The organism is Streptomyces diastaticus subsp. diastaticus (assembly GCF_011170125.1).
Lineage (GTDB): Bacteria > Actinomycetota > Actinomycetes > Streptomycetales > Streptomycetaceae > Streptomyces > Streptomyces diastaticus.
Genome location: NZ_BLLN01000003.1, coordinates 1,566,828 through 1,591,045, shown reverse-complemented (window position 1 = coordinate 1,591,045; position 24,218 = coordinate 1,566,828). Strand labels below are relative to the sequence as shown.

Here is a 24,218-nt window from a genome sequence, read left to right as displayed (position 1 = left end):
ACCGTCTCGCCTCCTCTCCGTTCGACCATCCCTCATCTTCCTTCTGGAGGACCCCTTGCCCTCGCGCAGCGCAGCCGGCGTGGATCGCCGCACCTTCATGAGACTCACCGGTGCCATCGGCGTCGCGGCCGCGGCCACCACGGGCCTGACGGCCTGCGGCGGGCCGGCCTCCAGCGGAGGAGGCGCCGGCGGTGCGGGTTCCGGCGGCGACACTATCGAAGCCGGCCTCTCGTATCCGCTCTCCACGGGTTTCGACCCGATGATCACCTCCGGCGCCACCCCGTACGCCGCGAACATGCACATCTTCGAAGGGCTGGTGGACCTCGACCCGGCCACGCTCGTCGCGCGGCCCGCGCTGGCGACCGAGATGCCGAAGAAGATCAACGCGACCACCTACCGGGCCACCCTCCGCGAGGGCGCGACCTTCCACGACGGCTCGCCGGTCCGCGCGGAGGACGTGGTCTTCAGCTTCGAACGGGTCCTGGACCCGGAGAACGCCTCCCTGATGGCCCAGTTCGTGCCGTTCATCGACCAGGTCGACGCCGTCGACGCGTCGACCGTCGAGTTCAAGCTGAAGCACCCCTTCGCCCTCTTCCCCTCCCGCATCTCCGTGGTGCGGGTGGTGCCGAAGAAGATCGCGGGCGCCGACCCCAAGGCGTTCGACGCCAAGCCCGTCGGCTCGGGCCCGTACCGCTTCGTCCAGGCGGTCCGCGAGGACAAGATCGTCATGGAGGCGTACGACAAGTACAACGGGCCGCATCCCGCCAAGGCCAAGAAGATGATCTGGCGGCTGATGTCCGACCCGTCCGCGCGGGTCAGCGCCCTGGAGTCGGGCCGGGTGCAGGCGATCGAGGACGTCCCCTACATCGACGTCAAGGGGTTCACCGGCGACAACAAGGTCGAGTCGGTCCAGTCGTTCGGGCTGCTCTTCCTCATGTTCAACTGCTCGGACAAGCGCTTCGAGGACAAGCGGGTGCGCCAGGCCCTGCACTACGCCCTCGACACCGAGAAGATCATCTCGACGGCGCTGCTGGGCAACGCCGAGGCCGCCAGCGGCTACGTGCCGCCCACCCACCCCGACTACCACAAGGCCGCCACCGTCTACCGGCACGATGTGGCGAAGGCCAAGAAGCTCCTGGCCGAGGCGGGCGCGACGAAGCTCTCCTTCACCCTGCTGGTCACCGACACCGGCTGGGTCAAGGACATCGCCCCGCTGCTCAAGGAGAGCTGGGCGGCGGCCGGCATCGAGGCCCGCCTCGACATCGCCCAGTCCCCCGCCCAGTACGCCAAGGTCGACAAGGGCGACTTCGACGTGCTGGCGGCCCCGGGCGACCCCTCCGTCTTCGGCAACGACGCGGACCTGCTGCTGCGCTGGTTCTACTACGGGTTCTGGCCGGAGAAGCGGTACGGCTGGGCCGGCTCGCCCGTCTACAAGAAGACCAAGTCGCTCCTGGACCGCGCGGCGAGGGAGGCGGACGCGGACCGGCGCAAGGAGCTGTGGGCCGAGGTGACCGACCTGGTCGCCGACGAGGCCGCCCTCTACCCGGTACTGCACCGCAAGCTGCCCACCGCCTGGCAGGGCGGAGCGCTCACCGGGTTCAAGCCGCTGCCCACCACCGGGCTGTCCTTCGTCGACGTCGGCCGCTCCTGAGCCGCACCGCCCCGGTCCGTCGGCCGCCGCCGCCTCGCCGCGGCGGCGGCCCTCGCCCCAATCCCTAGGAAACCAGGATGGTTGCTTTCCTCCGGCTCGCGCTGCGCCGCGTCGCGATCATGCCGGTGATGGTCCTCGGCATCACGCTGCTGGTCTTCGTGGTCCTCCAGTTCTCGCCGGCCGACCCCGCGTACAACGCGCTCGGCGACTCCGCCAGCCCCGCGGCGCGCGCCGCGTTCGCCGAGGCGCACGGCCTCAACGACCCGATGTTCGTCCGGTACTTCGCCTTCCTGGGTGATCTGCTGCGCGGCGATCTCGGCGTCACCGTGCCGCCGAGCCAGCCCGTCGCCGACCGTATCGCCACCGCGTTCCCGCTGACCCTCCAGCTCACGGTGCTCGGCCTCGCGCTGGCCGTCGCCCTGGCCCTGACCGCGGGCGTCCTCAGCGCGATGTACCGGGACCGCTGGCCCGACCAGGTCTTCCGCGTCCTGTCGATGGCCGGGGTCGCCCTGCCCTCGTTCTGGCTCGGCGTGCTCCTCATCCAGCAGTTCGCCCTCACCATGGACCTCTTTCCGACCGGTGGCTACGTCAACCCGGCGGACTCCTTCTCCGGCTGGCTGGAGAGCATGACCCTGCCCGCCGTGGCGCTGGCCCTCCCGGTCGCCGCCTCCCTGGCCCGGCTGGTGCGCACCTCGATGGTCTCCGAACTCGACCGGGACTACGTGCGCACCGCGCGCGGCAGCGGTCTGCCGCCCTTCCTGATCATCCGGTCCGTACTCCGCAACGCCCTGGTCACGCCGTTGACCGTGCTCGGTGTCAAGGTCGGCTACATGCTCAGTGGCGCCGTCGTCATCGAGGCCATCTTCGACCTGCCCGGCATGGGCAAGCTGATCCTCGAAGGCGTCACCGGGGGCGACGTCGGGCTCGTGCAGGGCACCGTGCTCACCATCGCGGTCGCCTTCCTCGTGGTCAACGTCGTCGTCGACCTGCTCTACCTGCTCGTCAACCCGCGCATCAGGACGGTGTGATGTTCGCCCCCAGTTCCCTCGCCGCGCGGCTGGCCCGGCCCGGCGTCCGCCTGCGCCGCCTGCCCGTGCCCTCCCGCATCGCTCTCGCCGTCCTCGTGGTGGTCGTGCTGGGCGCGGTCTTCGCGCCGCTGCTCACCCAGGACCCGCTCGCCACCGGCGTACCCGCCCAGGCGCCAGGCGCCGACCACTGGTTCGGCACCGACCGGGCCGGCCGCGACGTCTTCGCCCGGGTGGTGCACGGCGCCCGGTACTCCCTCGTCATCGGCCTCGGCGCGACCCTGCTCGCCCTGGTCATCGGGTCGCTGCTGGGCGCGCTGGCCGCGACCTCGCGCAGGCTCGCCGACGAGGGTGTCATGCGCACCCTCGACATCGTCATGTCGTTCCCGCCGATCGCGCTGGCCGCCGTGCTGGTCGCCGTCTTCGGGCCCAGCGTGCCGGTCATCATCTTCACCATCGCGTTCGTGTACGCGCCCTCACTCGCCCGCGTCGTCCGGGCCAATGTGCTGGAGCAGTACGGCGAGGACTACGTGGCGGCCGAGCAGGTCATCGGCGCCCGCCGCGGTTACATCGTGGCGCGGCACGTCGCCGTCAACTGCGCCGCTCCCGTCCTGGTGTTCGCCACCGTGATGGTCGCCGACTCCATCATCTTCGAGGCGAGCCTCTCCTTCATCGGCGCCGGTGTGCAGGACCCCGACCCCAGCTGGGGCAGCGTCCTCGCCTACGGCCGGCAGCTCCTGCTGTCGGGCGGCTGGTGGGCGACCCTCTTCCCCGGTCTCTGCCTGCTCGTCACGGTGCTCGCGCTGAACGTCCTCTCGGAGGGCATGACGGACGCCGCGGCCTCGCCCGACACCTCCCGTACCGGCGGCGACGACACCGGGCAGGAGCTCGCCGCGGTCGCTCCGGCCGCGCACGACGCGCGGGTGGACGTCGCCCTCACGGCGCTCGCCACCCGGCTGAGGGCCACCGGGCCGGCCGTCACGCCCCTGCCCGAGGACGCCCCCGAACTCCTCACCGTACGCAACCTCACCATCCGCTTCCCGGACCGCTACGGCGACACCCGCGTCGTGGACGGCATCGACCTCACCGTCCGCGAGGGGGAGACCCTCGGCCTGGTCGGCGAGTCGGGCTGCGGCAAGTCGGTGACGAGCCTCGCGATCATGGGCCTGCTGGCCCGCAACGCCCAGGTCGAGGGGGAGATCCGCTACCGGGGGCGCGACCTGCTGGGGATGACCGCGAAGGAGCGCCGCGCCCTGATGGGGCCGGAGATCGCGATGGTCTACCAGGACGCCATGTCCTCCCTGAACCCCTCCGTCCTGATCGGCACCCAGCTCAGGCGGCTCACCTCCCGGGGCGGCACCCGCACCCCCGCCGAACTGCTCGAACTGGTCGGCCTCTCCCCCGAGCGGACCCTGCGCAGCTACCCGCACGAACTCTCCGGCGGCCAGCGCCAGCGCGTCCTGATCGCCATGGCCCTCTCCCGCAGCCCCCGCCTGCTCATCGCCGACGAGCCGACCACCGCGCTCGACGTCACCGTGCAGGCCCAGGTGGTGGAGCTGCTGATCAGGCTCCGGGACGAACTCGGCTTCGCCATGGTCCTCGTCTCCCACGACCTGGCCCTGGTGGGCGACCTCGCCCACCGCGTCGCGGTGATGTACGCCGGGCAGGTCGCCGAGGCCGGCGGCACCCGTGCCCTGCTGACCGACCCCGCCCACCACTACAGCCGGGGCCTGCTCGGGTCGGTGGTCTCGCTGGAGTCCGGCGCCGAACGGCTGCACCAGATCCGCGGCGTGGTGCCCGCGCCCAAGGCGTTCGGGACCGGCTGCCGCTTCGCCTCCCGCTGTGCCGCCGCCACCGAACTGTGCGCCACCACGCCGCCGGCGCCGGCCGCCCGCGAGGGAACGCCGGACCATCACTTCGCCTGTCACCACCCGGCGCCCGCCGACCCGCCGGCCAAGCGACTGGAGAACGCCCGATGACCGCACCGAAGGACGCCTCGATGGACTCCCTCATCCGGCTGGACCACGTCCACGTACGCCACAAGGCGCGCAGCGGCGGTCTGTTCCGCAGGGACGCGGTGCACGCGCTGACCGACGCCTCGCTGGAGATCCGCCGGGGCGAGATCCTCGGCCTGGTCGGCGAGTCGGGCTGCGGGAAATCCACCCTCGCGCGTGTCGTCACCGGCCTCCAGCGTCCGACGGAAGGGCAGGTGCGCTTCCGGGGGCAGGACCTGTGGAGCCTGAGCCCCGCCCAGCGGCGCGAGCAGTTCGGCCCGGCGGTCGGCGTCGTCTTCCAGGACCCGTCCACCGCGCTCAACCCCCGGCTCTCCGTACGCCGCGTCATCCGCGACCCGCTGGACGTGCACCGGCGCGGCACACCCCAGGAACGTGAGGCGCGGGTCAGGGAGCTCCTCGACCTGGTCGGCCTGCCCGGCCACACGCTGGAGGCGCTGCCCGGGCAGCTCTCCGGCGGCCAGCGCCAACGGGTGGCCATCGCCCGCGCGCTCGCGCTCGACCCCGAGCTGATCGTCGCCGACGAACCCACCAGCGCCCTGGACGTGTCGGTGCGTGCCCAGATCCTCAACCTCCTGGTGGACCTGCGCGAACGCCTCGGCCTGGGCATGGTGTTCATCTCCCACGACGTACAGACGGTCCGCTACCTCGCCGACCGCGTCGCGGTGCTGTACCTGGGCCGCGTCGTCGAGGAGGGAGCCGCCTCCCAGGTCACCGCCGACTCCCGCCACCCCTACACCGAGGCCCTGCTCTCGGCCACCCCGAGCCTGCTGGAGCGGCCCGAGCGGATCGTGCTGCACGGCCCGGTCCCCTCCGCCACCAACCCGCCCTCGGGCTGTCCCTTCCGCACCCGCTGCTGGAAGGCGGACGACGCCTGTGCCACCGCCTTCCCGACGGCCACCGAGGACACGGCGGGGCACCGCTGGCACTGCGTCCACCCGGAGCCGGCCGCGAAGGCGGCCGCACGGGAAGCGGTGGTGGGCACGGCGGCCGACGGCTGACCCGGAGGTCCCCTCCGGCCTTGCTTCCCGCGTGCCCGCGCCCGGCCCTCGGGGCCGGGCGCGGGCAGCCAGGAGTTCGGGCCTCGTCGCCGTGGAGCGCACCCGGCCGGTCGAGGGCGCCGGACTGCGGCGCGCAAGGGCGCGCCCTGAGCCTTCCGGACGGGCTCCGGGCAGGCTGCTCAGGTGCGCAGGTCGAACCTCTCCGTGGCCTTGGCCAGGCCGTCGGCCTGGATGTCGACGACATGCTCGCCGGGGTGGTACGCGCGGGTCGGACCTGCCCGACCGGGTGTGACCTGCGCGGGTTCCGCCGCTCCCCGGGGGCGGGTCCGAGCGTCGTCAGCTTGAAGACCTCGGGGCGCCGCGGCCGTTCCTCCGCACGTGGTGGACGACGTGGTCGGCAGTGACGCGGTGGGACCGCTCGTCGGTGTCGACCAGGTCGATGACGACGGTCTCTCCGACGGCCACCGCGCGGGTGACCGGCAGCCGGGAGACCTCGACGTGCTCGCCGCCGCTCGCGCCGAGGAGGGCCGGCGCCTGCCGGTCGCCCTTCTTGACCAGGGTGCGCAGACCGTGCTTGGCGGTCCACCCGGTCTCAGGGGTGGGGCTCTTCTCCAGCCGGCGCAGCGCGGTGGCGAGGACGGCGCCCGGGTGGTCCCCGGCGATGTCGTCGAGGTTGTTCGCGACGGACTTGCGGACGTGCTCCGAAGGGTCGCTGCGCAGCGGTCCGCGGATGTCCAGGCCGGCGCCGAGTCCTGGACGTGGGTGTCGAGGGTGCGGGCCCACGGCAGGCGGGCGGATCCCCTCGCTCGCCAGACGCCGCACGTTGTGGCTCGGGCTGCGCGCCGACTCGGCGACGCGCTTCAGCGTCCGGGCACGGTGCTGCACGAGGTGGGGCCGGACGGCGTACTCACCGGTGTGGCGGCGGGTGATCGCCTCGATGGCGTCGAGGTGCAGCTCCGGGTGGGTCGAGTCCGTGCTCCTCCACGAACATGGCCACCGGCATGAGGAACCAGCTCGCGGTGAACGAGCCGTCGCTCCTGGCGAGTTCATCACCGAGGGTGGCCAGGAGGAGCGGCACGGCGGCGGGGTGGCCCTCGGGGAGCCGGGGCGCAGTCCCCCGGCCAGGGCCGGCACCCGGCCCTTGAGCTCCTTTCCGGGAACGCGTCGCTCGGCCTCGGCGGCGTACCCCTCGACGTCGAACCCGGGATGCCGGGCGCGGATCCGGCCGCCGAGGAGACGGGCCGCCTCGCCGTCGAAGCACCGCTTCGGTCCGTACTCGCTCGCCAGGGCGCTCGGGCCTTCTCTGTCGTCGCACGCGGTGGTCGTGGTGCCGGCGCGTCCGGACCCGCCGGCATCTCCTGTCCGGGGACGCGCGGTCCGGCGAGGAGGCTGTGGGCCGCCCCGACGCACGGTCAGCGGACGTGGCCCAGCACGGTACGGAGGACGGTGCCCCCGTGCGTCCACAGCAGGGAACCCCCGGCGGTCGGCAGCACGTGCCGGGTCGCTCCCGGGATCATTCGGGCCAGTGAGGCGCCCAGGTCCGGTGAGTGGACCGGACTGGTGTCCCGCTGCCCGTACCAGAGATCGACCGGTACGGCGATGCCGGCCGGGTCGAACGGCCAGCGGCCCATGGCCAGTACGGTGTCGCGGGCGTAGCCTGCCGGACCTCGGCTGAACGCCTCCTGCGACGCACGCCGGAAGGCCGGCCGGAAGACAGGATCGGTGTAGACCCTGAGGTCGGCCTCGGCACTCGTCGTGACGATCAGCTCCCACAGCGCCTCGGGGCCGCCGTGGCCGGCGAACGCTTCCTCGGCGCCGAGGGAGTCGGCCGCGACCGCGGCCACCATCTCCCGCACCCGGGGCGCCAACGAGCGGGCGAAGCGGGGGTGGGCGAGTTCGTCGCTGCCGGACACCACCGCCACCGCGTCCACCAGCCCTCCCGCCGCCAGGGCGAGGGCGAACGGAGCGCCCTGGGAGAACCCCACCGCCGCCGGAGCGTGCAGGGCCCGCTCCTGGACGAGCTGCCCGATGTCCGCCGCCCAACTGCTCAGCGTGCGGCCGGGGTCCGGGTCCGAGGCGCCGAGTCCCGGGCGGTCCACGCTGATGAGCCGGGCCCCGGCCGAGTCGACGACGCCACCGCCGAAACCGAGCCACCGACTGGTCGCCGCCCCGGGGCACAGCAGCACCGGGGTGCCGTCGGCCGGCCCCCACTCCGCCCAGCCGAGGAGTCGGCCGTCCGGCATCCGGGTCTGTCCGAGCCGCGCGGGATCCGTCACGCCGTAGTCCATGGCCACCATCGTGACGCCCTCACCGCGCTCACCGCCAGGAGATATCGGGTGGCTCAGGCCCGTGCCGCGCTCTCCGGTTCGCCTGTGTGAGGTCGCCGCCGGGGTCCGGCCCGTCGGGACGGCCACGGGGTCGCCGCCGGACGAGGCGGTGAGGATCTCCGTCTCGGCGCCGTACGACGCGCGGATCAAGTCGGTCGCGAGGACGGTGCTGGACGGGCCGCCGGCCACCTCCGGGCCGGCGCGGACGGCGACCAGCGGTCGGCGTGGCGGGCGACGGCCGGGCCGCGCAGGACCATGCCCACGGCGCGGCCCGGTTCGGGCACCTCGACGGCGTCATGTCGAGGGCTGCGGCAGGCGCGCCGGGAGCCCGCACCGGACACGCGGACACCGCACCGCACCGCGAGGACACCCCCTACCGTTCCACCCGCGCGACCCCGCCCGTCTCCAGGGCCACCCAGAGAGCGCCGTCGGGGCCCAGCGTGATGCCGTGCGGTTCGGACGACGGCGACGGCAGCTCGTACTCGGTGATCTCGCCGCCGGCGGTGACGCGGCCGACGCGGTTGGCTCGCCATTCGGTGAACCAGCACTCTCCGGCGCAGGCGGCGACGATGGCGTGCGGTCCGGCCGCGCGGTCCGGCAGGGGGAACTCCTCGATCCGGCCGTCCACCGAGACGCGGCCGACCTGCCCGGCCGCGATCTCCACGAACCACAGAACGTCCCCGTCGCTCGCGATGCCCACGGGTGCCGCGCCGGGGGTGGGCAGCGGGTACGTCACCACGTCCCCGTCCACGGTGATGCGGCCGACGGCGTTCGCCTGGTTGAGGGTGAACCACAGGGCTCCGTCCGGGCCCGCCGTGATGGCCGAGGGCAGGCCGCCCGTGACGGGCAGCGGGAACTCGGTGATCTGGCCGTCCCCGGTGACCCGGCCGATGCGGTCGCTGTTCATCTGCGCGAACCACATGACACCGTCCGGCCCGGCGGTGATGCCGAAGGGGCCGCTGTCCGGGGTCGGAACGGCGAACGACGTCACCGCTCCGCCGGTGGTGATCCGGCCGATCCTGTGGTCCAGGTACCGGGTGAACCACAGCGCCCCGTCCGGCCCCGGAGCGATGACCGTGGGTCGGCAGCCGGACGGGTCCAGCGGGTGGACGGCGCGTTCGCCGTCCAGGGTGAGGCGCGCGATGCCTCCGCTGTGCACGAGGGTGAGCCACAGCGCCCCGTCAGGTCCGGCCGTGATGCCGTACGGCCCCGCCTTGTCGTCCGTCACGGGGATCTCGCGGACGGCGGGGGTGTCGGACGGGGGCATGGCGGCTCCTCGTGGCGGTCGGCACGGACGGCCTCCGCGTCCATGGTCACGGAAGCCTGTGGGCGGTGGGAGGGAACCACACCCGCGCACCGGCCGCCACTGCTTTCCCGGCCGGACCTCGCGGCCTCCCCGTTCGGCAGCACCCCCGACCGCCGGCGGGCCGGCGGGCCGTGGAGCGTCGGCGCTGCCGCGTCCCGCCGGTCCCGGGTGCCGCTACGTCAGCACTTCACCGTGGCCTTCCAGGTGGCGAGCCCCTTGGTGTTGCGGTGGTAGTAGCCGCCCTTCTTGATCGTCGTGCACGGGCTGTCCTTGCCGAGCCGCATGACGATCTTCACCTTGACCGCGGACTTACAGGTGTTGCGCACCTGCACGGTGTAGACGCTCGCCTGGTTGAAGGTCTTGGTCTTGACGCAGCTCGCCACCTTCTTGCCGGCCGCCTCCACCGGGGCGGCCTGGGCGGGGGTGGCGATGCCGGCCAGCCCGGCACCGAGGACCGCGACTGCCGTGAGAGTGCCTGTGAGGGACCTACGTGAGGTCATGATGCTCCCCTTCGATTGCTCGACGATGTGGTCTGCGGCGTGCACGGGCCACCGGCACCTGAGGTGCCGTCACCGGGCCCGTCGCCGCACGTCTCCAGTAGGGCACGCACCCCGGTGAGCTGTCTGCCGTCCCCGGAGGAGTCGGACCGTCCCAGCCGCCGACCTGCGGCGACCCACCGCTCGGCGGGACGGTGGGACGCTGGGACGGAGCACGGCCGGCTCAGCCCGCGAGGTCCGGCGCCCGCAGCATCTCCGGCGGGACGCCCCAGGCGTCGACGAGGTCGACCGCGAGCGGGCGGATCTTGCGGCAGAGGTCGTTCACCTCGCGGCTGATCGCCTTGGAACGCTGCACGGTCAGCCGCCCGTGCTCCATGAACCAGGCGCGGTCCGCCTCGATCGTCGACAGCGCGAACAGGTCGCACAGCAGTCCCAGCGCGACCTTCTCGCCGCCCTCGGGCAGCCCGCGCACCTTCTCGACGAACGCCTCCAGCACCAGCCGCTCGACGTGCGCGCGGGCGACGGCGATGACGTGGTCCTGCACCTGGGAGAAGACGGTGCCCGGGTCGCGCTTCTGGTCGACGCCGCGCTTGAGCCGCCGGGCCGCTCCGGCGAGCATGTGCTCCTCCCGGTGGCGGACCATGGCGAGCTGGTAGTCCGAGTCGAGCAGACCGGCCTCCTGGTCCCACTCGTCGCCGCCGGGGAGCAGGTCGCGGACCCGCTCCAGCAGCTTGTGGGCCGAGGTCTTCTCCAGGACGGTCTCGACGGCGAGGCCCGCGACGTGGCGGACCATGCCGAGCTGGTCCAGGTCCTCGAAGTCGCTCGCGTAGTCGGTGAGCAGCCCCTTGGCCACCAGTTGGAGCAGTACGTGGTTGTCGCCCTCGAAGGTGGTGAAGATGTCACTGTCGCTCTTGAGGGCGGCGAACCGGTTGACGCTGAGGTAGCCGGCGCCGCCGCACGCCTCGCGGCACTCCTGGATCGTGCGGGTCGCGTGCCAGGTGCCGAGCGCCTTGGTACCCGCGGCCCGCGACTCCAGGCGGCGCCGCGCCTGGTCGTCGGTCCCGGGGCCGGAGAACACCTCGTGGAGCTGGCCACGCACGACGTCCTGTGCGAAGTGCAGCGCGTACGTCCGGGCGATGAGCGGCAGCAGCCGCCGCTGGTGCAGGCCGTAGTCGAGGAGCAGTTGCTCCTGGGCGCCGGGAGCCGCCTCGAACTGCCTGCGCCGGTCGGCGTAGCGCGTGGCGATGGTCAGGGCCACCTTGGCGGCGTTGACCCCGGCGCCGCCGACGCTGACCCGGCCCTGCACGAGGGTGCCGAGCATGGTGAAGAAGCGGCGGTTGGGATGGGCGATGGGGCTCTCGTACACGCCTTCGGGAGTGACGTCGGCGAACCGGTTGAGCAGCGCCTCGCGGGGCACCCGCACTCCGTCGAAGTGGATGCGGCCGTTGTCGACGCCGTTGAGCCCCATCTTGCGGCCGTCGTCCTCGATCCGGACGCCGGGGGCCGGCTCGCCCCCGACCCGGACGGGTACGACGAGGGCGTGCACGCCCTCGGACCTGCCACCCACCTCCAGCTGGGCGAAGACGACGGCCACCTCGCCGTGGCGGGCGGCGTTGCCGATGTAGTCCTTGCGGGCCTGCTCGCCGTGGGTGGTGACGACGAACTCCTGGCTCCGCGGGTCGTACGTCGCGACGGTGCCGAGCGCCTGGACGTTGGAGCCGTGGCCGGTCTCGGTCATCGCGAAGCAGCCCATCAGCTTCCCGGTGACCAGGTCGGGGAGGTAGGCGTCATGGTGGCGTTCGGTGCCCAGTTGCAGGATGGCTCCGCCGAAGAGGCCGAACTGCACCCCGACCTTCACCAGCACCGAGAGGTCGCCGAAGGCCAGCGTCTCGAACGCGGCGATCGAGGCCCCGACGTCGCCTCCCCCACCGTACTCAGGAGGGAACCCCATGCCGGTCTGGCCCGTCGCGGCCATCTCGACCACGACCTCCCGCACCCGCTCGCGGAACGCGTCGACGCCGAGCTCGTCGGCCTCGTCGAGGACGGAGGCGTGGGCCGCGAGGTTGGTCCGGACCAGGTCGCGGATCTCGGCGTACTCGCCGTCGAGCAGTGCCGTCAGGGCGGGGACGTCGATCCGGGGCTGCACGTACCCGCTCGGCCCGGTGGACGTGTCGTCGTTGACCATGACACTCCGCTACCCGGCCCGGAGACGATCAACCGAGGCCGATCGGGCGACGGGCCCGCCCCAAGCGGGCCGTCCCGCGTCCGAGTCGCCTCGCCGGCTCCCGACGAGGCGACTCCGCCGACGCACCGGGCGGCCTGCCCCGTCCCCCTGCCGATACGTGATTGTCTCTCCTCTGGCCACGAAAGGGCCGGCGAGGAGCGTCGCGGAGCGGGCGGAAGGCCGAAGCCGCGCGGACGTGCCGGCGACGGGAGGAAGCGGACGGGTGACGCGGGAACCGCCGGGCGGCGCCGGCGACGGATCGGCCGAGGTGCCGTACATGTCACTGCTCAATCTCCCGCTCAGTTCCGATCTGGACCGGATCGCTGAGCAGATGCACGCCCTGGCCCAGGCCCAGCTCCGGTTGCAGGGGCTGCTGGAGGCCGTACTCAGCATCACCGGTGAGCTGGAGCTGCCGGCGGTGCTGCGGCGGATCGTACGGACCGCCATGGACCTGTCCGGCGCGCGCTACGGCGCCCTCGGCGTGCTCGACGAGGAGGGCGAGTTCCTCGCCGAGTTCGTCCCGCTCGGGCTGAACTCTCAGGAGCTGGCCAACCTCTCAGGGGTGGAGCTGCCGCGCGGCCGGGGGCTGCTGGGCCACCTCATCCACCACCCGGAGCCGCTGCGCGTCGCCGAGATCGCCGACCACCCGCAGTCCGCCGGCTTCCCGCCCGGCCACCCCCCGATGCATTCCCTGCTCGGCGTCGCCATCTCCGTCCGGGGCCGGGTCTACGGCAACATCTACCTGTGCGACCGTGAGGACGGCCGGCCCTTCGACCACCACGACGAGGGAGTGATCCTTGCGCTCGCCGGCACCGCGGGCGTCGCGATCGAGAACGCCCGGCTGTACCAGCAGGAGCGCGCCGGCGCCGAGCACTTCCAGCGCCTGCTGCTGCCCCGCCTGCTGGAGGTGAGCCCTTTCGAGGCACGCACGATCTACCGTCCCGCCGCCTCACCCGGCCACCTGGGCGGCGACTGGTACGACGCGGTCAAACTGCCCGACGGATCCTGCTCCGCCATCATCGGGGACGTGGTCGGTCACGACCTGAACGCGGCGGCGGCCATGTCCCAGATCCGGGGCATGCTCCGGGCCCTGTCCTTCGGGGAGAGCACGTCGCCCAGTTACGCCCTCACCGGGCTCGACCGGATCGCCCACATGACCGACGAGCGGCTCTTCACCACCGCCTGCGTGGCACGGTTCGAACCTGCCGGGGAGGGCGGCTGGACGCTCCGTTGGTCGAACGCGGGACACCCGCCGCCCCTCCTGGTCCTCCCGGACGCCACCACGCGGTACCTCGACGCCGAACCGGGTCTGCCGCTCGGCGTCGACCCGGACGCCGCCCGCCCCGACCACACCTGCGCGCTGCCGGGCGGGAGCACCGTCGTCTTCTACACCGACGGGCTGGTGGAACGCCGCGACGAGCCGCTGGACCGGGGCCTGGAGGCACTGGCCACGACCGTCGCCCGCCATGCCGGGGGCTCTCTCGACCAGCTCCGCGACGCCCTGGTGGCCGACCGGCCGGGCGACGGCCACGACGACATGGCCGTGCTGCTCCTGCGTACGCCGGAGCATCCGTAGGGCTCGGCTCAGACGGCGCGCAGACCGATGCCGGCGCAGGCGTCGCGGAGGGGGTCGAGGCCGAAGGCTTCGAGGGCGCCGACGACCCCGGGCGTGGCGCCGGAACCGTTGGCGAGCCGGTCGGCGGCCCAGGCCATGAGCTCACCGGTGAGGCCGTACGGGTCGGGGCCGGCGAGGTGTACCTCGGCGGCCGGCGGGTCGCCCGCGGTGCCGGTCGAGGCGACGGCGACGACGTGCGAGGTGATGCGGGCGCGCAGCGCGGCGTCGGGGCCGCCGGGCGGGCCGAAGAGGAGGGGGCGGGTGAGCGCGGCCGCCACCGGTGCGCCCTTGGGGAGGCGGACGAGGGTGTTGGCCAGGGCCGAGAAGAGGGAGACGGGGCGGCTCAGGGCGGCGAACCAGCCGTTGTGGACGGTGATGTCGGCCAGGTCGGGGAGGGTGTCGGGCAGGAACAGCACTTCGGTGCCGGAGACCAGGAAGGCGGAGCCGCGGCGCCCGCCGACGGTGAAGCGGCGGACGCGGGAGGCGGTCCGCTCGTCGACGAGCCGCCGCCGGTGCAGGCGGGGCGAGGGCAGGGTCAGGCCGTCACGCATGGTGGCGCGGGTGCCCTGGCTGATGCCGCGCCGCAACGGGCCGGCCGCGAAGTAGCCGATGTCCAGCGTCCGTACCGTGTCGCCGCCCTCCCGGGCGGCGAGTGCTCCGGCGAGGAGACCGGGGACGTAGTCGTAGCCGAAGGCGGGCAGCATCACCGCGCCCCTCTCCCGGGCACGCTCGTGGTGCCGGGCGCGCAGGGCGCGGACGAACCCGACCTCGCCGGTGGAGTCGACGTAGTGGGCGCCGGCCTCGGCGGCGGCCTGGGCGACGGGGTGGCCGAAGCGTTCGAAGGGGCCGACGGTGGTGACCAGCACGTCCCCACGGTCCAGGTGGGCGCGGAGTGGGGCCGGGTCGGCGGCGTCGACGACCAGGTGGTCGAGGCCGCCGGAGCGCTGGGCGAGCGCCGTCAGTGCGGCCCGGTCGCGTCCGGCCACGGTCGGATCGTGGCCGCGGCGCAGCAGGGCGTCGAGGACGAGGCCGCCGGTGTAGCCGGTGGCGCCGAGGAGGATGACGCGGCTGGACATCGGTGGACGGCTCCTTCTTCCGGGTCCGCGCCGCCCCTCGTGACGCGGACGGGTGCGGGCCACCGGCGGTCGCGGCGGCTGTGCCGAGGATGGCAGGTGCGCCGTCCAGGCCCGCACGTCGGTCCCGCCCGGACCGCGTTCGCCTCTGGCCGGCCTTGGTCTCGGCCCACAGCAAGAACGCTCCGGACGTGAACGCCGCCACGCTCCCGGGCCCCGGCAGACGTACGGCATCACGTTCCGCGCGGCCCGGTACGACGCCTCGGGGAAGAAGCCGGAGGACGCGAGGATCACCGTGGTGTGGAGCGGCGTCACCGTCCACGACGACGTGGCCGTCGACGGCCCGACGGGCGGGCGGCGGGGCGGCCGAGGGCCCGGCGGCCGGGGCGATCCGCCTCCAGGCCCCCGGCTGCGGGATCCCCTACCGGAACGTGTGGGTGGAACAGCCTGGTTGAACCCGGCGGGGACACGAGGGGCACCCCGGCTCCGGGGCGGCACACGCCTGCCGCGCCGGAGCCGGCGGCTGCCTAACGGGCCGCGCCCACCGGGGCGACGCCGGCCTGCTGGCGCAGCGTGCCCAGGGTGGCCAGGGTCGACACGGAGGGCCGGCGTGCCACGACGGTGCCCGAGATCTCCAGGACGGTGCGGGACAGGATCTGCTCCAGGCCGGTCATGGTCCGGCGGGCCTGCGGCGTGTCGACGTGGATGACGTTCATGTGCAGTCCCTCGTCGTCCCGCTGGAACCAGAGGCAGGCCCCGTTGGCGCGGGAGGACCAGACGTGGGTGGTGGGGCGCCACACCTCGTGGTGGTCCGCGCCGGGGCACCGGCGCATGTCGATGTAGGAGAAGAAGTTCACCGGGTAGGGCCACGCGGGGGCGGCGAAGTGTTCGGGGGCGAGCAGTTCCCAGGCGCGGACGAAGGGCACGTCGACGTGGCGGATCATCTCCGTGAAGGCGGCCTTCACGTGCGCCATCAGCTCCGGGAGGTCCGTACCTGGTGTGACCGGGAACTCGATGGGCATGGTGTTGACGAACCAGCCGACGGCGTGCCGCCAGGGCCCGTCGCCCCGTTCGCTGACGGGCATGAGGGCGCGGTAGACCTCCGGTCCGCCGGCCTCGCGCAGCGACCGGGCGAGCGCGGCCATCACGCCCATGAAGGGCTTCCCCCCGGCGTCCCGGCACACCTGGTCGAACGCCGCCGCTCCGGCCGCGTCCAGCAGGGTGCAGGCCTCGTTGACGATCGGGTACATCCGGCCCGGCTCGACCCCCAGGTCCAGCGGGAAGGGCGGGAAGAAGGCCCCGGCCCGCTCCGTGTACGCGCGCCAGTGGTCCAGGCCGGCGTCCTCGGCGGTCAGCGCGAGGAAGCGGCGGCGCTGGGTGTCCGCGAAGTCCAGGTAGCTGCCGGTCGGCGGCAGTTCGGGCTCCCGGCCGTCCAGGGCGGCGGTGTAGGCCCGGGCGATGTCGTGGACGACGTTGGGCATCGACACGCCGTCGCAGACGATGTGGTCGAAGGCCAGGTACACGGTGCTGGAGGCGTCGCGGACCACGGCACCCATCGTGAAAAGGGGCCAGCCGAGGGTGTCGATGGTGGCGCGGAACCGGTCGGCGAGGAAGGAGCGGACCGCCTCCGTGGTGGTGAACTCGCCCAGTTCGGCGGTGTCCAGGGCCAGGTTCTCGGGCGGGTAGGAGGCGCAGGACAGGTCACCGGCGAGGCGCTGGAACGCGCACCGCAGGACCTCGTGCCGGCGGACGAAGGCGAGCAGCGCCGCCTCCAGCGCCGTGCGGTCCAGCGGACCGGACAGTTCGAAGGTGACCGCGACCCAGGACGCCACCTGGTCGTCCGATCCCCGGCTCTGTTCGGCGGAGGTGAAGTGCTTGTCCTGGTTGGAGGAGGCCCGCCGGGCGCTCCCGGGGCCGCCGTCCGGCGCCTGCCGTGCGTCCGGCGAGCGCAGCCGCCACTCGACGAGCCTGCCCGGGGCCACTCGGAGCGTCTCCAGGGGGAACTGCCGCATATCGGTTCGCCTTTCCGCTCAGAGCCGACCCGTGCTCAACGAAGCCGTCCCCGCCACGTCACGCCCGCGCTGGCCCCCTGGCCGGACGGCGGCAGCCAGTAGGATTGCCCGCATGCGGTCCTCCGGTCACTCGTCCCCCTCCTCCGTCCCGCCGTCGGGCCCGGCGCAGCACGGGTTGTTGAAGGAGCGGATCGCCCGGCAGCTGGAACACGACATCCGTTCGGGGCGGATCGCGGTCGGCCAGAAGCTGCCCTCGGAGCGCGAGCTGGCCGCCGAGTTCGAGGCGAGCCGCGGCGTCGTGCGCGAGGTGTTGCGGCGGCTGGAGGCCCAGCACCTGATCGAGGTGGCGCCGGGCCGGGGATCGTTCGTCCGCGAGCAGACCTCCGGGCAGGCCCGGGACTACGACGCGTTGTACCGGGCGGGCCGGCCCACGGTCCGCCAGCTCATCGAGGCGCGTATCCCGATGGAGACGGAGATGGTGCGGCTGGCCGCCCGACGCGCCACCGACGAGGATTTCCTGGCGCTGCGTACGGCGCGCGACGACCTGGAGGGAGCGAACGACGTGGTCGACAAGGCGCGGGCGGACCTCGCCTTCCACGACGCCATCGCGGTGGCCAGCAAGAACCCCGTGCTGCGGATCATGCTCTCGTCGATCAGCGGGATGATGTTCGAGCTGATGCTCCGCTCCAACTCCGACCCGTCGATCGGCGCGCCGGGCGTGCCGCACCATCCGGAGATCTTCGAGGCGCTGGAGGCCCGCGACGAGGAGCTGGCCACCGAGCGGATGCGGGAGCACCTGATGCTGGGCCTGCGGACCTACGGCGCCGACCTGGACGTCCAGGTGGACCTCATGGCGCGCAACCACATCGAGGCCCTGCTCGGACAGGGCGACCGGGCTTGAGGGCGTCTTCGCGGCGGCCCTGACCAGTGGGTCACGGCCGGGGTGGAGGCACCTTCAGCCGATCAGGCGGCGGCGCCAGTCCAGCGGGGCGACGGTGATGGCCTGGCCGGGGGTACCGTCCCACTCGGTGTGGAGACCGACCGCTTGGAGCGCGGCGACGACCTCGTGACCGATGGCCGCGGCGGTCGCGGAGGAGCCGTCGAAGCCGCCGTGGAAAAGTGTCAGGCCGTGGCCGGCCACGGCGGAGTCCGTGCACTGGCTGTGGAAGTAGACGAAGCCGCGCGCGTCGGATTCCCCCTCGCCGCCGATCTCGGAGTGGCCGCAGCCACGGCAGCAGGTGAAGTTCTCGCGGGCCGTGATACCGGTGTCCGCCAGGGCGGTGAACGCCCGCGTCACCCGCTCAGGGTCCGTCTCGCCCTGCCACGTGGCCGTCTCCGCGACCCGCTCCAGCCACAAGCGGTCGGCCAGCGCCCGCGCCTGCTCGCGCGAGACGGGCCGGCGGTCTTCGGTGACCAGGTACTCCTCGGCGACTTCGGCCAGTTCGGCGCGGGAGACGTAGCCGCCGGCCAGCGTCTCCCGGACCTGCTTCTCCAACTTCTCACGCTCGTCCTCGCCGAGGCTGAGCGGCGGCACCTCGCGGGCCGGGCCGAGGTCCAGCAGCGACCAGGCCGGACCACCGTCCCATCCGGCCTCCTGGCGTGCCCAGCCGGTCATTGCCGCGATCACGGCCTCGGGCTCGCCGACCCTCGCCTGGAACTGCCGGCCGGCGGCACCGTCGCGGTACTCCAGCGTGTAGTCGCCACCGGCCTCGTGCCACACCTGGGTGAAGACATCAGGCAGGTCGGGTATCCGCTGGGCCACCAGGAACCGGTCGCCGTCACCGCCGATCCGCCGGACCAGCCCCGCCAGCCCCCCGGCGGAGACGCGGACGTGCCGCTCCCCGTTCTCCGTCATCACCACGATCTCGAGCATGTTCAGACTTTGGCACACCCCTCCGACCGCCGTACGCCGGTCCGCTTCCCCCGGCCGGGCCTCTCCTCGCGGTCCGGCCGGCGAGATTCTCTGCCTGAGGGGTGTCGCGGCGACGTTTCCGCCTGTTACGTTTCTGCACGACCCAACTGGTCCTACCAGTTGGACCACGTGGTCCGAAGGGTCGCGTACGTTCGTGCAGAGAGGCAAGGGACGGCGATGTCCACGAGCAGCCACCTTCTGAGCCGGCGCTCCTTCGGCCGGTTCGCCGCCGCTTCGGCGGCGGCCGCGGTCGGCACCACGGCGCTCGGCGCCTGCGGTCCGGGGAAGGGCGGGGCGTCGTCCGGCACGCCGCTGCGCATCATGGCGATCAACCACGTGTGGTCGCAGGCGGTCAAGCGGCGACTGGGCGAGTTCGAGGAGCTGGCCGGGCGCCGGGTCTCCATGACACTGCTGACCGCCGACCAGCTCGCCAGCAGCTACAACGTCAAGCTGAACGCCTCCGGTTCGGACGTGGACGTCATGATGGTGCGCGCCCTCCAGGAGCAGACGCTGTTCGCGCACAACGGCTGGCTGGTGGACCTGACCGACCGCGTCAAGGGTGACGCGCGCTTCGACTGGTCCGACTTCCAGGACGCCCCGCGTGCCGCCTCGGCGACCAGGGGCAAGGTGCTGAGCGTGCCCGTGGTCACGGAACGGCCTGTCCTGTACTACCGGAAGGATCTCGCCGAGGAACTGGGCGGCGTCCCCGGCACCCTCGACGCGTTGATGGCCGCCTCGCTGGAGGCGGCGGACAGGCGCCGGGGGCGGTACGGGTTCGTCGGACGCGGCCAGCGCAGCGGCGCCGTCTCCCAGTGGTCGAGCTTCCTCTACTCGCACGGCGGCGACTTCGTGGTCGACGGCGCCTCGGGCATCGGCAGCAGGGAGGCGCTCGCGGCGTACACGTACTACGGGCGGCTGCTGGGCCGCACCGGTCCGCCGGGGGCGACCAACATGAGCCTGGAGCAGGCCATGCCGGTCTTCGCGCAGGGCAGGGCCGCCTTCTACATCGACGCCGACGCCGTCTACAGCAGCTTCCTGGACCCGAAGGTGGCCACCGAGCAGGTCCGTGAGTCGGTCGGGTTCGCCCCGTTCCCCGCCGGACCCGCCGGGGCCCGGCCGCACAACATCCCCTCCTGGAGCCTGGGCATCAACGCCTTCTCCCGCCTGCGGGACGAGTCCTGGGAGTTCATCCGGTGGGCGGCCGGGGTCGAGCAGTCCCGGAAGCTCCAGGAGGCGGGGATACCCGGAGCGCGCGCGTCGGTCTGGTCCGACCCGCGCTCCCTCAAGAAGTTCCCCGCCGAACTGGCCGAGTCGATGCGGGTCAACGCCCGGCGCGGTCTCGGCTACGACCGGCCCCGCGTCCTCCAGGTGGGCCGGGCCCGGGACATCATCGGCCGCCCGCTCGTCGCGGGCATCCTCGGCGAGCCGGTCGGACCGGCCGCGCGTGACGCCGATGCCGAGTTCGCCGACTTCCTGGTCCGCGACAACCGCCACAAGGAGTCCCGATGAGCACCACCGGACTCGCCCCGGCTCCGGCCGAGGCCACCCCGCCGGCGCCGCGCCCGGCCCCGCCGCGGGGCACCCGCACCTTCGAGCAGGCCAACCGGCGGCTGAAGTGGGCCATGCTCGCGCCCGCCCTGCTGTTCGTCGGCGCCATGATCATCTTTCCGCTGGTCTTCACCCTGGACCTGAGCGCCAGTGACGCCTTCGGCGCGGTGAACGCGGGCAAGGGGTACACCGGACTGACCAACTTCACCGACGCGCTCGGTGACACCCGGCGGTTCTGGCCGGCCGTCGGCCGTACCGTCTCCTTCACCGTCGGCGCCGTGCTGCTGGAGACCGTGCTCGGTCTCGCGCTGGCGATGCTGCTGCGCAAGCCGTTCCGCGGGATGCGCTGGGTGCGCACCGTCCTGATCGTGCCGCTGCTCGCGGCTCCGGTCGCGATCGGCATTCTGTGGCTGCTGATCCTGGACCCGACCAACGGCATCGCCAACCACCTGCTGGCCTCCGTCGGCCTGCCCCGTCAGGAGTTCCTCGGCTCGGTCGGGCAGTCCCTGCCGACCCTCATGCTGATCGACGTCTGGCAGTGGACACCGATGATGACGCTGCTGCTCCTCGCCGGGCTCACCACGCTCCCCCAGGAGCCGGAGGAGGCCGCCCTGGTGGACGGCGCCGGCCCCTGGCAGCGCTTCCGGTACGTGGTGCTGCCCATGCTCGCGCCCACCCTGGCCACCGCTCTCGTCCTGCGTGCCGTCGACGCGCTGAAGACCTTCGACCTGCTGTACGCGACGAAGGGGCCGGGCGGCGGCTCCGACTTCGAGGCGGAGACGCTCAACGTCTACGCCTACGGCCTCACCTTCGACTACCAGGAGTACGGCCTCGCCGCCGCCGTCCTGGTGCTGTTCACGCTGTTCATCATCGGTGTCGTCGTCCTCATGCGCCGCCGGGGCGGAGGGAAGAACGCATGACCACTGCAACCGGACCCGTTCCGGCGCCCACCGCCACGGCCCGCGACCGGCGCCGCCGGGCCGCCTCCGCCGCCCGGCTGACCGCCGTCGTCCTGGTGGTGCTCGTCCTCGCCCTGCCGATGGTGTGGATGTTCGCCGCCGCGTTCAAGACCAACGTGCAGGTCACCGACCCGTCAGTGGGCCTGTGGTTCACCCCGACGCTGGAGAACTTCCGGGCCGTCTTCGAGGCCGGGCAGATCGTCCGCTCGATGGGCAACTCGCTGCTGGTCGGCGTGGTCTCCACGGTCCTGTCCGCGGTGATCGCCGTTCCCGCCGCCTGGGCGGTGGGCCGCTTCGCGATGCACCGCACGGCCTCGGTGATCCTGGTCGCCCGCATCGTCCCGGCCATCTCGCTGCTGGTGCCCTGGTACTACCTGTTCGCGCAACTGGGCCTCGTCGGCTCCTACACGGCGCTCGTGCTGAGCCACATGTTCGTCTCCGTGCCGCTCATCATGTGGATCATGATCAGCTTCTTCGCCGGACTGCCGGTGGAGCTGGAGGAGGCGGCACAGGTGGACGGCCTGAGCGCCTTCGGTGCCTTCTGGCGGATCACGCTGCCCCTCGCGGCACCCGGCACGGCCACCGCCTCCCTGCTGGCCTTCGTCTTCAGCTGGAACAACTTCATGTTCGCCCTGGTCTTCGCCGACGACAGCACCCAGACGGTGCCGGTGACCCTCTTCAACTTCATCTCCTACGCCAGCACCGACTGGGGCGGGCTCATGGCCGCCACGACCCTGATCACCGTGCCCGTGGTCCTGGCCGCCCTGCTGGGCCAGAAGTACCTCGTCGCCGGACTCACCTCCGGTGCCTCCAAGGGCTGACCGGCCTCCCCTCGCACCGCCCCACACGGAAAGAGCACCCACCGCATGAAGATCGTCGACGCCAAGGTCGTCGTCACCAGCCCCGGACGCAACTTCGTCACGCTCAAGCTGACGACCGACGACGGCCTGACGGGACTCGGTGACGCCACCTTGAACGGGCGCGAACTGGCCGTCGCCAGCTACCTGACGGACCATGTCGCGCCGCTGCTGACCGGCCTGGACGCGCACCGGATCGAGGACACCTGGCAGTACCTGTACCGGGGCGCGTACTGGCGGCGCGGCCCCGTCACCATGGCCGCCGTCGCCGCCGTCGACGTCGCCCTGTGGGACATCAAGGCACAGGCCGCCGGACTCCCCCTGTACCAGCTCCTGGGCGGCGCCAGCCGCGACCGGATCGGCACCTACGGCCACGCCAACGGCCGCGACATCCCCGAACTGCTCGACTCCGTCCGCGCCCGGCTCGCCGAGGGCTACCCCGCGGTCCGCGTCCAGACCGGCGTCCCGGGCCTGCGGGCCGTGTACGGCGTCCACACCACCGACGGCGACGGCTCGGCCGTCCTCCACCAGCAGGCCCGCCCGCTGGTGGAGGACTGGGACACCGACGCGTACCTGCGCCACCTGCCGGCCGTCTTCGAGGCGGTCCGCGCGGAGTTCGGCCCCGAGCTGCCGCTGCTGCACGACGCCCATCACCGGCTCACGCCGATCCAGGCGGCCCGTCTCGGCAGGGACCTGGAGCCGTACCGGCCGTTCTGGCTGGAGGACTGCACCCCGGCGGAGAACCAGGAGGCGCTGTGCCTGGTCCGCCACCACACCACCACACCGCTGGCGGTCGGCGAGGTGTTCAACACCGTCCACGACTACCAGACCCTCATCACCGAGCAGCTCATCGACTACGCCCGCTCGGCCGTCACCCACTTCGGCGGCGTCACCCCGCTCCGCAAACTCTTCGACTTCGCCGCCCAGTACCAGGTCAAGTCCGCGATCCACGGACCCGAGGACATCTCGCCCGTGGGCATGGCGGCCGCCCTCCACCTGGACCTGGCCGTCCACAACTTCGGCATCCAGGAGTACTCCGGCCACACCCCGCTCACCCACGAGGTCTTCCCGCACGCCTACACCTTCACCGACGGCCACCTCCACCCCGGTGACGCCCCCGGCCTGGGTGTCCGGCTCGACGAGGAACTGGCCGCCGCCCACCCCTACGAGGCGGCGTACCTGCCGGTCAACCGCCTCCAGGACGGCACCCTGCACGACTGGTGAGCACGGCCGTGCCCGGACCGGGCCGGACCGGGGTGTACGCCGCCGGTCCGGCTCCGTAGGCTCTGCCCCGACGGGGGGCGGGCGTCGCCACGCCCCTGGGGAGCGAGCGCAGGGGTGCGGATGTCCGTGAGCAGGCGGCTGGTCGCGATCAGCGACCTCCACATCGGGTACGCGGAGAACCGCGAGATCGTAGAAGGGCTCCGCCCGACGGGCGAGGACGACTGGCTGCTGGTCGCCGGGGACATCGGCGAGTTCGTCCACGACGTGGAGTGGACCCTCGAAGTGCTCAGCCGGCACTTCGCCAAGGTGATCTGGACGCCCGGCAACCACGAGCTGTGGACGCCGCGCGACGACAGGGTCCAACTCCGCGGCGAGGCCCGCTACCAGCATCTGGTCGCCCTCTGCCGCCGCCTCGGCGTGGTCACCCCGGAGGACCCGTACCCGGTCTGGGAGGGCGCGGACGGCACGTCCACGCTGATCGTCCCGCTCTTCCTCGGCTACGACTACACCTGGCGGCCGGCCGGGACCCACACCAAGGAGCAGGCCCTCGCCTACGCGCACGAGACCGGAGTGGTCTGCACCGACGAGGTGCTGCTGCATCCGGACCCGTATCCGGGGCGGGACGACTGGTGCCGGGCCCGAGTCGCCCTCACCGAACGGCGGCTCGACGCCGAGCGGGCGGGCCGCCCGACCGTCCTGGTGAACCACTATCCGCTGGTGCGCGAGCCCACCCGCGTCCTGCACTACCCGGAGTTCGCCCAGTGGTGCGGAACCGAGCTCACCGCCGACTGGCACCTGCGGTACGAGGCCGCCGCCATGGTCTACGGACACCTGCACATCCCCCGGACCACCTGGCACGACGGAGTCCGCTTCGAGGAGGTCTCCGTCGGCTACCCGCGCGAATGGCGGCGCCGCCCGACCCCACCGGGGCGCCTGCGGACCATCCTGCCCGCCCCGGCCGGGAAGGAGCGCTGA

General features: G+C 72.9%; 19 protein-coding genes and 1 pseudogene. 12 read left to right on the top strand and 8 right to left on the bottom strand.

Translation table 11 applies throughout. The features are described 5' to 3' along the window. Positions 1 to 97 precede the first annotated feature (97 nt). The 4 genes from Sdia_RS15545 to Sdia_RS15530 all read left to right on the top strand — a co-directional run bounded on the left by Sdia_RS15545 (position 98) and on the right by Sdia_RS15530 (position 5,689). Positions 98 to 1,651, top strand: coding sequence for an ABC transporter substrate-binding protein (locus Sdia_RS15545; protein ID WP_100455804.1), 1,554 nt, complete (start codon positions 98 to 100; stop codon positions 1,649 to 1,651). 77 nt (positions 1,652 to 1,728) lie between these two features. Then, a complete protein-coding gene (locus Sdia_RS15540; protein ID WP_115068324.1) occupies positions 1,729 to 2,679 on the top strand; it encodes an ABC transporter permease in 951 nt (316 codons plus the stop codon). Beyond that, positions 2,679 to 4,655 (top strand): dipeptide/oligopeptide/nickel ABC transporter permease/ATP-binding protein, encoded by a 1,977-nt coding sequence (locus Sdia_RS15535; protein WP_100455711.1) that lies wholly within the window; start codon positions 2,679 to 2,681, stop codon positions 4,653 to 4,655. Before Sdia_RS15540 ends, Sdia_RS15535 begins: the two co-directional genes overlap by 1 nt. Continuing rightward, a complete protein-coding gene (locus Sdia_RS15530; protein WP_189500995.1) occupies positions 4,652 to 5,689 on the top strand; it encodes an ABC transporter ATP-binding protein in 1,038 nt (345 codons plus the stop codon). The genes Sdia_RS15535 and Sdia_RS15530 overlap by 4 nt, the downstream gene beginning before the upstream one ends. Positions 5,690 to 6,025: 336 nt before the next feature. On the opposite strand, the gene Sdia_RS30160 is transcribed toward Sdia_RS15530, so the two are convergent. From Sdia_RS30160 to Sdia_RS15505, 5 genes are all read right to left on the bottom strand, one after another. After that, positions 6,026 to 6,574 (bottom strand): hypothetical protein, encoded by a 549-nt coding sequence (locus Sdia_RS30160; RefSeq protein ID WP_242537558.1) that lies wholly within the window; start codon positions 6,572 to 6,574, stop codon positions 6,026 to 6,028. Positions 6,575 to 7,101: 527 nt separating this feature from the next. Beyond that, positions 7,102 to 8,166, bottom strand: coding sequence for an alpha/beta fold hydrolase (locus Sdia_RS15520; protein ID WP_308692868.1), 1,065 nt, complete (start codon positions 8,164 to 8,166; stop codon positions 7,102 to 7,104). A gap of 223 nt (positions 8,167 to 8,389) precedes the next feature. Next, complete coding sequence (locus tag Sdia_RS15515) at positions 8,390 to 9,283, bottom strand: Vgb family protein (protein ID WP_189500991.1); 894 nt, start codon at positions 9,281 to 9,283, stop codon at positions 8,390 to 8,392. 218 nt (positions 9,284 to 9,501) lie between these two features. Continuing rightward, positions 9,502 to 9,822 (bottom strand): alpha-amylase inhibitor, encoded by a 321-nt coding sequence (locus Sdia_RS15510; RefSeq protein WP_124288303.1) that lies wholly within the window; start codon positions 9,820 to 9,822, stop codon positions 9,502 to 9,504. A gap of 220 nt (positions 9,823 to 10,042) precedes the next feature. After that, a complete protein-coding gene (locus tag Sdia_RS15505) occupies positions 10,043 to 12,004 on the bottom strand; it encodes an acyl-CoA dehydrogenase family protein (protein ID WP_100455707.1) in 1,962 nt (653 codons plus the stop codon). A gap of 262 nt (positions 12,005 to 12,266) precedes the next feature. On the opposite strand from Sdia_RS15505, the gene Sdia_RS15500 reads away from it, so the two are divergent. Further along, positions 12,267 to 13,619 (top strand): PP2C family protein-serine/threonine phosphatase, encoded by a 1,353-nt coding sequence (locus Sdia_RS15500; RefSeq protein WP_100455706.1) that lies wholly within the window; start codon positions 12,267 to 12,269, stop codon positions 13,617 to 13,619. Positions 13,620 to 13,627: 8 nt separating this feature from the next. Here Sdia_RS15500 and Sdia_RS15495 read toward each other — a convergent pair whose 3' ends face one another. After that, positions 13,628 to 14,734 carry a saccharopine dehydrogenase family protein gene (locus Sdia_RS15495; protein ID WP_100455705.1) on the bottom strand — a complete coding sequence of 369 codons (1,107 nt, stop codon included), beginning with the start codon at positions 14,732 to 14,734 and terminating at the stop codon, positions 13,628 to 13,630. 167 nt (positions 14,735 to 14,901) lie between these two features. Here Sdia_RS15495 and Sdia_RS30155 point away from each other — a divergent pair. Beyond that, positions 14,902 to 15,186 (top strand): annotated as a pseudogene (locus tag Sdia_RS30155) (3-keto-alpha-glucoside-1,2-lyase-like domain-containing protein); the annotation flags it as partial. A 72-nt stretch (positions 15,187 to 15,258) separates the two neighbouring features. Here Sdia_RS30155 and Sdia_RS15490 read toward each other — a convergent pair. After that, positions 15,259 to 16,743: a condensation domain-containing protein gene (locus Sdia_RS15490; protein WP_100455704.1), complete on the bottom strand. Its 1,485-nt coding sequence runs from the start codon at positions 16,741 to 16,743 to the stop codon at positions 15,259 to 15,261. A gap of 112 nt (positions 16,744 to 16,855) precedes the next feature. Between Sdia_RS15490 and Sdia_RS15485 the strand changes: the two genes are divergently transcribed. After that, positions 16,856 to 17,644: a FadR/GntR family transcriptional regulator gene (locus Sdia_RS15485; RefSeq protein WP_189500989.1), complete on the top strand. Its 789-nt coding sequence runs from the start codon at positions 16,856 to 16,858 to the stop codon at positions 17,642 to 17,644. A gap of 54 nt (positions 17,645 to 17,698) precedes the next feature. On the opposite strand, the gene Sdia_RS15480 is transcribed toward Sdia_RS15485, so the two are convergent. Continuing rightward, complete coding sequence (locus Sdia_RS15480) at positions 17,699 to 18,616, bottom strand: DUF6891 domain-containing protein (RefSeq protein ID WP_100455702.1); 918 nt, start codon at positions 18,614 to 18,616, stop codon at positions 17,699 to 17,701. Between the two features lie 216 nt (positions 18,617 to 18,832). On the opposite strand from Sdia_RS15480, the gene Sdia_RS15475 reads away from it, so the two are divergent. The 5 genes from Sdia_RS15475 to Sdia_RS15455 all read left to right on the top strand — a co-directional run bounded on the left by Sdia_RS15475 (position 18,833) and on the right by Sdia_RS15455 (position 24,218). Continuing rightward, positions 18,833 to 20,164 carry an ABC transporter substrate-binding protein gene (locus tag Sdia_RS15475; protein WP_100455701.1) on the top strand — a complete coding sequence of 444 codons (1,332 nt, stop codon included), beginning with the start codon at positions 18,833 to 18,835 and terminating at the stop codon, positions 20,162 to 20,164. After that, positions 20,161 to 21,123, top strand: a complete 963-nt coding sequence (locus tag Sdia_RS15470; RefSeq protein ID WP_100455700.1) for a carbohydrate ABC transporter permease — start codon at positions 20,161 to 20,163, stop codon at positions 21,121 to 21,123. Before Sdia_RS15475 ends, Sdia_RS15470 begins: the two co-directional genes overlap by 4 nt. Then, positions 21,120 to 21,983 carry a carbohydrate ABC transporter permease gene (locus Sdia_RS15465; RefSeq protein WP_115068329.1) on the top strand — a complete coding sequence of 288 codons (864 nt, stop codon included), beginning with the start codon at positions 21,120 to 21,122 and terminating at the stop codon, positions 21,981 to 21,983. Before Sdia_RS15470 ends, Sdia_RS15465 begins: the two co-directional genes overlap by 4 nt. Before the next feature lie 45 nt (positions 21,984 to 22,028). Beyond that, positions 22,029 to 23,243, top strand: coding sequence for a D-mannonate dehydratase ManD (manD, locus tag Sdia_RS15460; RefSeq protein ID WP_189500987.1), 1,215 nt, complete (start codon positions 22,029 to 22,031; stop codon positions 23,241 to 23,243). A 120-nt stretch (positions 23,244 to 23,363) separates the two neighbouring features. Beyond that, on the top strand, positions 23,364 to 24,218 hold the full coding sequence (locus tag Sdia_RS15455) for a metallophosphoesterase family protein (protein WP_100455697.1): 855 nt from the start codon (positions 23,364 to 23,366) through the stop codon (positions 24,216 to 24,218).